The following is an 11,948-nucleotide window of genomic DNA, read 5'->3' as shown; positions in this document are numbered from 1 at the left end:
TCGGCGCGAGGGTAGCAGGCCCCGAGGGGCGCCGCAACGACCCCGCGTTGGTACGCCACGTGCACGCCTTGGCGGCCACGCGAGGATCCGTCTGGAATGGATTCGTACCCGAATGGAGCGGCCATGGTGGTGAAGTCGATGACGTGCCTGATCCTCAACGGCAAGGCGGCGGGGCGGGAGGACTTGCGGGACGCGATCCACACGATCCGGAACGAGGGCCATCGGATCGACATCCGCGTGACGAACGGCCCAGGGGACGCGCCCGAGATCGCCCGCCAGGCGGCCGAGTCCGGCGTCCCGATCGTGGCCGCCGGCGGCGGGGATGGAACGATCAACCAGGTGGTCTCCGGACTCCTTGCGGCACGGTGCAACTCGGAACAGCCCACCGCGCTTGCCGTGGTGCCGCTGGGCACGGCGAATGACCTCGCCAACTCCTGCGGCATCCCCCTGGATCCCACGCAGGGGCTCCGGCTGGCCGCGACCGGTAAGGCCGTCGCGGTGGACGTCGCCCGGGTCAACGGCCGCTGCTTCCTCAACGTCGCCACCGGAGGCTTCGGCACCCAGGTCACGGTACAAACGCCCCCGGAATTGAAGGCGACCCTGGGGCGGGCTGCCTACCTGCTGACGGCTCTGACGCGATTCGGGAGCATCCGCCCCGCCCGCGGGAGGGTTTCCGGCCCCGGCCTCGACTGGGAAGGCGAGTTCCTCGCCCTGGCCGTCGGCAACGGCCGCCAGGCAGGCGGCGGGCACCGACTCTGCCCCGACGCCCTGCTCAACGACGGCCTGCTCGACCTCCGCATCCTTCCCCACCTCCCTGCCGTCGAGATCCACCGCGACCTCCAGATCCTGCTCCGCGAGGGCCTCCAGGCCGTCCGCCGCCCGCTCGTCAGCGCCCGATTGCCCGCCCTGACCATCGAATCCGACGAGCCGATGCAGCTCAATCTCGACGGCGAGCCGATCGAGGGCACCCGCTTCAGCTTCGAGGTCCTGCCCGGACGGCTAGACATGAAGCTCCCGCCGGGGTGCCCTCTCCTCGAGTGACTGACGAGGTCACTCCTCTGCGTAAGGGAGAATCGGGGGAGTCGAGGGGCCCGGTTGGTGGTTGGTCGGGTTTGATCTTCACGGCCTGCGAGTTAACCGCTACGATCCGCGCGATGGGGTTTCCCCGCCCAGCGAAGCCATGGAAGGCGGGTATGGTCGGCCGATCGGGTCGCCTGACCCTGAGTGCATGGAGGTCTCGAGCCGATGCGCATGCGTGAGGGTCTCTGCGTCTTGCTGATGGCCGCGGGCACGCTCACGGCGGCGGCGGGGACCCCGGCTCGCGACGACGGTGAGGCCGACGCGAAGGTCCCCGCCGCGGAGAAGCCGAAGGCGAGCACGTTCCACGACGATTTCGAATCGCCGCAGGTCGCCTGGGAACGAGAGCACACGGATACGACGATCAACCTCATCTCGCAGGAGCGATCGGATCGCGCCGCGCACGATGGAAACCGGTCGGAGCGATTCCAGTTCGAGGCGGGGGCGGGGGGACAGTTCTTCGTCAGCTATGCCGTCCCGAAGGTCCCGGTGAGCGATTCCCTGTCCGTCGTGGTCTACACGCGGGCGAATCGGATCGGCGTCCAGGCTTACGTGCGTGTCGTCCTGCCGACGGACATCGATCCCGACACCAAGGCACCGTCCTTCCTGCTCATCCCCGGGACGATTTACGACCGAGTGGATCGCTGGCAGCGGCTTGAGATCCTCGGCCTGACGGCCTCGGTCGAACGGCAGGCCAGGGTCCTCCGGGCCTCGTCGCGGCGACCGGTGAGCCTCGAGAACGCCTACATCGACAAGGTCGTGGTCAATCTCCTGGGCGGGTCGGGGGCTTCGGAGGTCTTCCTCGACGACCTCTCGGTCTCGCCCGTTTCGCCGGAAGTCCTGGCGAACTGGACGAAGCCGGAGGCCCGCCCGAACTCACCCAGGCCCTCGACCGCCCCCCCTCGTGCCGGGGGCGGGGATGAGGACCGAAAGAAGCTCGTTCGGCTGGACCGCAACCTCCTCCGTCGTCTGGGAGAGGACGGGAAACTCCGAGACTGGTTCCCGACCGCCGTGGATGCACCGGGAGCCGACGTCTCCCAGTTGCGCCTCTATGGGGCCGACATCCTGGTTGACGATCGACGGACCGATCGAGAACGCATCAAGACCGCCATCGACAAGGGCTTCCTGCTGATGCCCAGACTCGAGTCCGACGACCCCGACGCCGCGGTCAAGGAGGTCGAGGAGTACGCTTTCAAGGACGCCGTCGCCCTCTGGCAGATCGGCGGCAGGCTCGGTGCGCGGCGCGATCCCAAGGCACGCGAGGCGGAGCTGGGCCGGATCCGCCAGGTCGTCTCCTCGATGCGGCAGCTCCCTCCGGGCATCCCCGGGATCACCACCGGAGAGGTCGTCGGCGACCTTCCATACTACTCGAGAGCCCCGGGAAATCTGGACACGATCGGGATCAGGCCCCTGCTCTGGGCCTCGTCGCAGAACCTGGGAGAGGGCCTCGAATTCCTCCGTCAGCGGAGACGCCTCGCGGCGAAGGCGAATCCGAGGGGCTTCTTCTGGGCCTGGTTGCCGGTGGCTGCGCCCTCGATCGTCGGCGAGAACATCTGGGGGAACGACGTCCCACCCGCCTGGGGACGCCCTCGAGTCACGCCGGAGCAGCTCCGCCTGATGACCTACATGGCCCTCTCGGCGGGATATCACGGGCTTGGGTTCCTTGGTGACGCCGAGTTGACTCGCCTGGATGGGCCCGGTCGCGTCCTGCTCATCGAGCTCGCCTTCCTCAACATGGAGATCGACATCTGCGAGTCGACCCTCGCCCAGGGGGCGGATCCGATCTCGAATTATGATGTCTTCGACCCCGATCCGCCGGACTTGCCCCCGCCGGGAACACCCCTGGGGACTCGCGTCCGCCCCAGGAAGGAATTCGCCCCCAGGGCCGGGCTCGTCGCGTCCGCCATCAAGGACAGCCGGCGCGGAACGCTCGTCCTGCTGGCGGATTATGCGGCCAATGCGGAGTTCCAGCCGCCCCAGATGGCCGCTCGGAACCTGATCTTCCGTCCCATGCTCCGGGAGGGGGCACAGGCCTACCAGATCTCCCCCGGCGGCGTGAAGCATCTGCCGCGGGACCGGTCCCCCGGCGGGACTCAGCTCACCCTGGACGAGTTCGACACGACGGCCCTCATCCTCTGCACGACCGACCTGGGACTCCGAGAGCGGGTCGAGGCGGCCGTCGCCCGGGTCCGCCCGGTGGCCGTATCCCTGGCCATCGAGCAGGCCGAGCGCCTGCTCCAGGAGGCGACCGACATCAACGGCCGACTCAACGCCGACGGCCACCCCCTGATCGGTCCCGACCTGATCAAGCGGTGGAAGGAGCTGGGGGTCACGACCCGACCGACCGATGAGCGCGACCTCCTCGCCAAGGCCGAGGCCTCGATCCGGTCGGCCCGCGAGGCCCAGGAACGTCTGGACTTCGCCCTCGCCTGGGACGAGGCCCGACGCGCCTCTCGGCCGCTCCGGACCCTGATGCACGGCCACTGGTCCAATGCCCAGGCCGCCTTCCTCCAGGCCACGCTCAACAATCCGCCGAAGCGAACGGACGACTCCAAGGTCCCGATTCCTCACCTGGTCAGGCCGGTCTGCTGCGCCCCGGCCATCGGCTTCAATACGTTGCCGGAACTCTACCTGTGGATCGACTGGATCGCCGGCAAGCCGGGTTACCATTTCGGCGCCAATCGCGTCCCCAGCGGGTCTTTCGACGATCCGAAGGGGATGGCGGAGGACGGCTGGGTCAACATGGATTACCAGCTCGAGGGGCTCGTCGCGAGGATGGCGACCGTCCCCAAGGAGGAAGGCAAGCCCGACCGGATGATCCGGATGTCCGTCGAGCCGGCCCAGAAGGAGGACCTGGACAGGAACGTCCCGTTCCTCGATTTCCCGATCGCCGCGGTCCGATCCCCCGCGGTGCGAGTCGAGGCCCAGAACCTGATCCGGATCTCGGTCCTGGTCAAGCGGCCGATCGCGAGCGCCCCGGGCATGGGCGGGATCATCGTCCGGGACTCGATCGGCGGCGAGCAGCTCCAGTACCGGACCTCCGAACCGATCCCCTCCTGGTCGCGCGTCCTGATCTATCGCAAGGCCCCCGCCGACGTCGACCTGACCGTCACCCTGGGCCTGGCCGGCTACGGCGAGGCGTTCTTCGACGACCTCCGAGTCGAACTGGTCGAGGAAGACGCCAGGGGCTCGCGCGGCGGCGAGATCGCCGAATCCGGCCCCGCCCGTCGCCAGGCCCAGCCCCGGACGCCCGAGACCTCGCTCCCCGCAACCGCCACGGGGCCTACCGTCCCTCGACTTCGACGCGAGTAATCACGCCGTCGAGCAGGCAATCCTGACCTCACTCACACCCCGCACCTGCGACCACCATGCATCCGTGGGCCTCGCGGCCTTCGGGAACCGTCGAGCGCTCCCGCCGAGCCGGCATCCCGTTTCTTGACAGCCCCCACCGAAGATGATGCACTGCAAGGAAGATGCGGCGTCCGTCGCCCACGACGGCGGACTTGCGTGGTAAGATTGTCGATGCGGGAGAGTCCCCGAGTCGAACCGGGCCCGGCCATTCGTCGAATCCATGCCCGCCGGCGGCAACGTCTGGCGCTCGCGCGGGATGGTCGCGATTTCGGCCCTGGCCGGGGAACTCTCCCGAGTCGCCTGACATCAAACTGAGTGACGCGACCGGGTCGAGAGGACCGTCACGCGGCGGGCGTGCTCCGGTACTCTGGCAAGGCGTGGAGGATCTCCCGACGCGGAGACACCCTCGCTCCTGCTCACGACTCCGATCGTCCAGCTCGTCGATCGATCCAACGTCCACAACCGAACGACCACTCTGGAAATCGCGATCGGGGCCCGGCGACGGGCCGCGTCCGCGGTGCCATCGACTCACAGGAGCTTCCCCGCATGGCCAAGATCCAGGCCGTCTGGGCGATCGACATCGGCCAGGCCGCGCTCAAGGCGCTGAAACTGGTGCCGGGCCCGAATCCCGACGAAGTCGTGGCCGAGGCCTTCGATTTCATCGAGTACCCCAAGATCCTCAGCCAGCCGGACGCCGATCCGGAGGAGCTCGTGCGCGAGGCCCTGGCCACGTTCACGGACCGCAACGACGTCAAGGGATCGAAGGTGGCGATCGCCGTGCCCGGCCAGGCGGGGCTGGTGAAGTTCATCAAGCTGCCGCCGGTCGAGAAGAAGCGGATCCCGGACATCGTCAAGTTCGAGGCCCGGCAGCAGATCCCGTTCGCCCTCGACGAGGTCGTGTGGGCCTATCAGCAGATCGGCGGCGACGAGGAGGAGGCGGGGGACGAGGAATTCACGATGGCCGAGGTGGGCCTGTTCGCGATGAAGCGCGATCAGATCAACCGGGCCATCCTCCCGCTGACGGTGGCCGGGATCGAGGTCGACATCGTCCAGATGAGCCCGATCGCCCTCTACAACTACATCTGCTTCGACCAGCTCAAGGGGAGCGGCAACAAGGACTCGGTGGTCGTCCTGGACATCGGCGCGGACAACACCGACCTGATCATCACCGACGGCACCCGGATCTGGCAGCGGAACGTGCCCATCGGCGGCAACCATTTCACCCGGGCGCTCACGAAGGAGCTGAAGCTTACGTTCGCCAAGGCCGAGCACCTGAAGCGGAACGCCACCAAGGCGCCCGATCCCCGGGCGATCTTCACGGCCATGCGGGGGGTGTTCAATGACTTCACCAGCGAGGTGAACCGGTCGATCGGCTTCTACTCGAGCATCAACCGGACCGCCAAGATCCGCAAGGTGGTCGGGCTGGGCAACGGCTTCAAGCTGCCGGGCCTCCAGAAGTTCCTCCAGCAGAACCTGAGCAGCGAGGTCGAGAAGGTCGAGGGCTTCGCCCGCCTGGTCGGCGACGAGGTGAAGGCCGCGCCTCAGTTCCAGGACAATCTGGCCTCGTTCGCGGTCGCCTACGGCCTGGGCGTCCAGGGGCTGGGCAAGGCCAACCTGGGCACCAACCTGCTGCCCCCGGAGATCGAGCGAGTCCGGATGATCCGCGCCAAGAAGCCCTGGGCGCTGGCCGCCTCCGCCCTGGTCATGCTCGCCCTCAGCTCGCTGTTCATCCTCGGGCCCTATCGGCTGCTGGCGAGCGTCTCCACGCCCCAGTTCGAAACGGCCGTGAAGCGGGCCAAGGACGTCACGAAGCGGGGCAACGACCTCAAGTCGGCCTACGACAAGGCCAAGGGAGAATGGAAGGCCAAATTCGACGAGGGGAAGGCCCTGGTCATCGACCCCAACTCGCGCGGCCTCTGGCCGGCCTTCCTGAAGACCTTCAGCGCCTTCATCTACGACCCCCTTCGCGACGTCTACAAGCTCAATCCCGACAACCCGGCCGACCAGGAGACCCTGGACAAGCTGCGGGTCCACATCGACGTCATCCGGCCGGTCTGGCGGAACGACGTCGCGGCCGAGTGGTTCGACCTGATTGACGCCAAGATGAAGCGGCTGATGCACCCCTACGACGTGGCCAATCCTCCCAAGGGAGAGGGCTGGATCATCCAGGTCGTGGGCCATCACTACAACCCCTATCCCTCCAAAACGCAGCTTGAAATCGCCGACCTGAGGGATCCGAAGAGGGTGGAGTTCGGACCCTACCAGTTCATCACCGAGAAGCTGCTCCACAACCTGAATTCGCTCGACTTCCGCCTCTTCGGCGTCAGCCACGTGGCCCTCGCCTGGATGATGTCGGACCGCGAGTGGACCTCGGAGAAGGGGAGCGCCACCAACAACCTGGCGAGCTCGACCGTCCCCCTGCTCTCCCCCGCCACGGCCCCCGAGAGCGCCGAAGGCGGCGGTGGCGGTGCCGCCGGCGGCCCGATGGCCGGCATGGAGAGCATGCGGGCCGCCTACGGCAGGATGGGCGGGGGCGCCGGCATGGGCGGCCCCATGGGCATGGGCGGCGGCGGCGGCGGCATGATGCCCGGCGGAAAAGGCATGGGCGGCCCCATGGGCATGGCCTATGGCGGGCGCGGGGGCATGGGCATGATGGGCCCGATGGGCATGGGCGGGCCCATGGGAGGCTCCACGGCCGACATGAAGAAGAACATCAAGACGCTCACGCGCACCGACTTCCTGATCCAGTTCCTCTGGACGCCCGTCATCCCGGAGACCCTCCCGGACGACCCCGAGGAGCGTAAGGCCAAGCTCGAGGAACAGGCCGCCAAGATCAAGGACCAGGTCAAGGACATGATCGAGAAGATGACGACCGCCGAGAAGGAGAAGGAGAACGCGGCCGTCAAGATCCCCAGCATGGAAGAGATCGAGGCCGCCTCCAAGAAGAAATCCTCCGAGGTCGACACGGCCATCAACAACGCCGTCTCCAAGCTGGCCGCCCCCGCCAGTCCGGGCAGCCCCGCCGCGGGCTCCCCGGCCGCGGGCACTCCGGCGCCGGGCGCTCCGGCACCGGTCACGCCGGCACCTGCAGGCACCCCGCCCGCCGCGGCGCCCCCCGGCGGCGCGACCAAGCCGTGAGCTTCCTCGCCGGGCATCGAGCGAGGCCGCCGGGGACGACATCCCGCCCCGGCGCCCCGCACGGCCCCCGACGTCAACCCCCGCTCCGGGACGCGATTCACCGACTGATCGATCAAGACGAGGCGTGAACGACCATGGATCAAGTCAAGGAATTCCTCCGCCAGTGCGTGATCTATCGCTTCTGGATCTCCGTCGCCACGGCGGCCCTCTTCGCCCTCATCGCCTACTTCGTGGGCGCGGGCCCCGTCCAGCTCAAGGCCGAGACGGAGACCAAGAACATCACCCAGGCCAGCAAGGACGTCGAGCCGTTCAAGGCCCCGGGCGTCCCCAATGACGACTATCGCAAGGCCGTCGACGAGAAGACGGCGGTCCTGAACAAGGACGTCGACACGGCCTGGAGAGAGCTCTACAACCGCCAGAAGCCTCTCCTCAAGTGGCCCGACGTGGTCGAGAATCGGTTCCGCGAGTGGGGCCGGAAGTGGCCCGAGAAGGTCGCCGACGGCGCGGTCACTTTCGCGATCGTCGACTACATCTCGGCCTACCCGGCCTACGTTGAATCGGTCTACAAGATCATCAATCCGTTCGACTACGAGACCGGCAAGGGGGTCATCGCCGCGCCTCCCAAGGAACAGCTCCTCCAGCCCAGCCCGTTCGACATCAACTCCCCGCCCGACCTTGGCAAGGTCTGGGCGGCCCAGGAGCGCCTCTGGGTGCAGCGGTCGGCCCTCGAGGTCGTTGCCCAGGTGAACAAGGATGCCAAGGACTGGGATACGGCGATCATCAAGCAGATCAACTTCCTGGACGTCGGCAGCGCCGGGGCCCAGGACCAGCAGTCGCAGGCCAAGGGGCAGACCTTGACCGAGGCCGAGGCGATCACGGCCCCCGGCGAGGAAGCCGCGTCCGAGGAATCAACCTCCGCGTCTTCGGGCCCCATGGGCGGCGCCTATGGAGGCATGGGGATGCGAGAGATGATGGGGGGCCGCGGGATGATGGGCGCGGGCGGTTCCACCGCCGCCCCTGAGACCATCTCCTTCATCAAGCCGGAGAGCGGCTCCTACAAGATCCTCCCCGTCCTCCTCTCCGTGCTCATCGACCAGGACCACATCCAGGACCTGCTCTGCGAGCTCGAAAACTCCCCCATGGCGATCCAGGTCAAGGACTTCACCCTCGAGCGCCCCTCGGCCCGGGTCACCAAGCCCGAGAAGGGGGAGACCGGGATGATGGGCGGCATGATGGGCGGCTATTACGGCAGGGCCGGCGAAGAAGGCATGATGCGGGGAATGATGGGCATGGGAGGCGGCCGCGGCATGATGGGATACGGCGGCATGGCGTCCCAGATGTCGAACATGATGCGTAGCATGGGCGGCATGGGCGGCCCCATGGGCATGTCCTACGGCGGCATGGGCGGTATGGGCGGCGGCGCCCCGGCCCGGACGGGGACCGATAAGCGGACCGAGGACAAGGCCAAGAAGCGCGAGGAGGCCAAGAAGGCCGTCGAAACGTCCAAGGGGCTTTCGCTCTTCGACCCGTACTACAACATTGTCGAGCTGAAGGTCTACGGTCAGGCCCGCTTCTACGACGCCCCGCCTGCCGAGGTACCGCCGGATCCCAGCCTGGGCGATCAGGCGGTATCCGAGACGCCGGCCGAGGCCGCGAAGCCCGCCGAAGCTCCCAAGGCCGACGCCGCGAAGCCCGCCGACGCCCCCAAGGCCGACGCCGCGAAGCCCGCCGACGCCCCCAAGGCCGACGCCGCGAAGCCCGCCGAACCCGCGAAGCCCGCCGAAGCTCCCAAGGTCGAGGCTCCCAAGGCCGACGCCGCGAAGCCCGCCGACGCCCCCAAGGCCCAGGAGCCTGCCAAGGCACCGGAGCCTGCCAAGGAGAAGGCGCCGGGAGCCTGACGGCCCCTGTCTCAGCCCGGCCTCAATCGCCATCACCCGAATTCGATCTCGTCCAGCGTCTGTGAGCCAATAGTCTTCGCAGGAGATCCCCGAATGGCCCATCCCATCGTCGAGAAAATGAAAGACGCCGGCCTGCGTTATGGCGACAAGGCGGCGGTGGCCCTCAGCTCGCTCCTGTTCGTGGTCTGCCTCGGGCTGGCGCTGTCCAAGAAGTCCATCGAACTGACGCCGGATCAGATCAAGAAGTCGGCGGAGCAGGCGGATTCCAACATCAATCGCAAGCAGGATCGCGAGACCATCAACCAGGCGCTCGTGCAGGCCGACATCAAGCCGACCAACTTCTCCAAGGAGGTGGCGGATTCGGTCAAGACCGTCCTCGTTTCGAGCGAGTACAAGCCCGTGCGCGAGTGGATCATCCCGGAGCCGGGCGCCGGCCTGATCCGCGATACCCCGGTCCTCATCGCGGTTCACGAGCTCTACGCCTATGCGAGCCGCGGAGGGGCACTGGTCTACGAGCTCGACAAGGAGGGCAACCGGATCGTCGACAAGGACGGAAAGGCACTCCCCAAGGAAAAGGAACGCCTCGGCCGGCGCCGCCGGGGTGGGGCCGGCGGGATGGGTGGCATGGGCGGGATGGGCGGCACCGCGATGGGCGGCGGCAGGCGTTCACGTGCCAGCCGCAAGAGCCAGGCCGAGCTCGAGCGCGAGCAGCAGAAGGAGTTCGCGGAGCGCAAGGAGGCCGTGCAGTCCAAGCTCGTTGGCCGCGACGAGCCGGAGTCCGCCGAGGAGAAGGCGAAGTCGAAGGATGAGAAGCCGCAGGGACCGCCGGAGCAGTACAAGGAAATCACCAAGGGGCTCCGCTGGGTCGCGATCACGGGCAAGCTCGACCACGGCAAGCTGGTGGCCAATTACAAGGAAGCCCTGAAGAGTGCCAGTGCCCAGCCCTACTACGCTCGGCTCGACATGCAACGGCAGGTGCACCAGGACGACGGCTCGTGGGGTGATTGGGAAGACGTCAACGCGGACGAGAACCTGAAGGTCCTCGACAATCTCCCGGAAGAGGATGAGGAGCTTACCCCGGAGAGCGTCCGCCCGCCGGGGCTCAATGATCCCCTCCCGTTCCTCAAGACCGGCCTCTGGGAGAAGGTGCACCTCGCCAGCCTGGTGCCCAAGGAGAAGAAAGAAGTCGCTCCTCCGCCGAGCCTCGGCATGGGTGGGGACGATGGCGAAGGTCGTGGCTCGATGGGCCGCGGCATGATGGGTCGGGGCATGATGGGAAGCATGGGCGGCTACCCCGGCATGGGCGGCATGCGGGGCGGCCCGATGGGCGCCGGCGGCGGCGACGGCATGGAAGGTGGCGGCTATGGCGGCGGTAGCGCCATGCGTGGAATGAGCATGTCCGGGAAGATGGGCGGCATGATGGGAGGAGGCCCCGGCATGGGCGGCATGATGGGCATGGGCGGCGGCGGTGGCGGCGTGGACATCACGGGCGACTGGAAGAGCGACGAGAAGACCGTGATGATCCGCGGCCTCGACTTCACCGCCCAGCCGGACTCCGAGTATCGCTATCGCGTCCGGATTGTGGTCTACAACCCGAACTACAAGCGCGACGACGTGACACCTGAGGCCGGCAAGATCAAGACGCAGATGTACCTCACCGGCCCCTGGAGCCAGCCCACGGATGTGGTGACGATGCCTCCGGACGTCTCCCCCTACGCCATGGGGACCATGCCGACCGGCCCTCGGTCCGACCTGAAGGTCAACTTCCAGGTCGTCCGGTTCGACGAGGCCGACGGCGTGACCGTCCCCCACCGTTTCGCCTCGAGCCCCGGCGAGCTGATCGGCGAGACCAGCTCGGTCGACATCCCGACCTCGGAAGGGACCGGTGCCAAGGCCAAGCGCATCGACTTCAACACACGCTCGATCGTGCTGGACACCTCGGGAGGCCTCCAGGCGCTTCCCAACGGGTTCACGGGAGGCGCCGTCGAGCGTCCGGCCCTGGCCCTGGTGCTCCGGAGCGACGGAAGCGTGACCGCACGCCTGCAACTCGACGACGAGAACGACGAGATGCGCAAGGACATCGAGAAGAACTACGCCAAGGAGGTCAAGGACTCGAACAAGAAGCGAGAGAGCTCCATGGGCTCCAGTTACGGCGGGATGATGGGCGGCTATCCCGGCATGGGAGGCATGGGAGGGATGAAATAGCCCTTCTCGCCGACGCGATCTCGAGAGAACCCACCGAACCCCCGTCCTGTCGATGGGGGTTTTTCTTGCGCCCGTGTAACCGGAGCGGGTCGGATTTTCCCGAGAGCGAATTTCGGGCGACATTTTCCGCCATTCGCCTTGACCCAAAGCGGGACACCGAGTACACAGCCCACAACGAACTTGCCCTCGTCCCGATTGCGCGACTTCGACTCCACATCCAGACTGCCCGCAGGGACGCGTGGATCGGGCGAGTTGCCGCCCCCGCAAGACGGGGCGGCT

General features: G+C 67.4%; 5 protein-coding genes. All 5 read left to right on the top strand.

Features of this window, described 5'->3' with window-relative positions:
* Positions 1–96: 96 nt before the first annotated feature.
* The 5 genes from yegS (at position 97) to G6O54_RS10690 (ending at position 11,669) form a co-directional block, all read left to right on the top strand.
* The gene (gene yegS / locus G6O54_RS10710) at positions 97–1,041 is read left to right on the top strand and encodes a lipid kinase YegS (RefSeq protein WP_205678735.1); all 945 of its coding nucleotides are present in this window, start codon (positions 97–99) and stop codon (positions 1,039–1,041) included.
* A gap of 210 nt (positions 1,042–1,251) precedes the next feature.
* Positions 1,252–4,389: a hypothetical protein gene (locus tag G6O54_RS10705; protein WP_165224479.1), complete on the top strand. Its 3,138-nt coding sequence runs from the start codon at positions 1,252–1,254 to the stop codon at positions 4,387–4,389.
* Between the two features lie 585 nt (positions 4,390–4,974).
* Positions 4,975–7,566 (top strand): type IV pilus assembly protein PilM, encoded by a 2,592-nt coding sequence (gene pilM / locus G6O54_RS10700; protein WP_165224477.1) that lies wholly within the window; start codon positions 4,975–4,977, stop codon positions 7,564–7,566.
* A gap of 134 nt (positions 7,567–7,700) precedes the next feature.
* The gene (locus tag G6O54_RS10695) at positions 7,701–9,464 is read left to right on the top strand and encodes a hypothetical protein (protein ID WP_165224475.1); all 1,764 of its coding nucleotides are present in this window, start codon (positions 7,701–7,703) and stop codon (positions 9,462–9,464) included.
* A gap of 93 nt (positions 9,465–9,557) precedes the next feature.
* Positions 9,558–11,669 (top strand): hypothetical protein, encoded by a 2,112-nt coding sequence (locus tag G6O54_RS10690; protein WP_165224473.1) that lies wholly within the window; start codon positions 9,558–9,560, stop codon positions 11,667–11,669.
* Positions 11,670–11,948 lie beyond the last annotated feature (279 nt).

The sequence above is a fragment of the Aquisphaera insulae genome, assembly GCF_011064615.1.
Taxonomy (GTDB): Bacteria; Planctomycetota; Planctomycetia; order Isosphaerales; family Isosphaeraceae; genus Aquisphaera; species Aquisphaera insulae.
This window is presented reverse-complemented; position numbering and strand designations above follow the sequence as displayed.

Bases quoted from the DNA above. Each gene is read 5' to 3' on its own strand.
- yegS (WP_205678735.1), top strand. From the start codon at position 97: ATGGATTCGTACCCGAATGGAGCGGCCATGGTGGTGAAGTCGATGACG.
- G6O54_RS10705 (WP_165224479.1), top strand. From the start codon at position 1,252: ATGCGTGAGGGTCTCTGCGTCTTGCTGATGGCCGCGGGCACGCTCACG.
- pilM (WP_165224477.1), top strand. From the start codon at position 4,975: ATGGCCAAGATCCAGGCCGTCTGGGCGATCGACATCGGCCAGGCCGCG.
- G6O54_RS10695 (WP_165224475.1), top strand. From the start codon at position 7,701: ATGGATCAAGTCAAGGAATTCCTCCGCCAGTGCGTGATCTATCGCTTC.
- G6O54_RS10690 (WP_165224473.1), top strand. From the start codon at position 9,558: ATGGCCCATCCCATCGTCGAGAAAATGAAAGACGCCGGCCTGCGTTAT.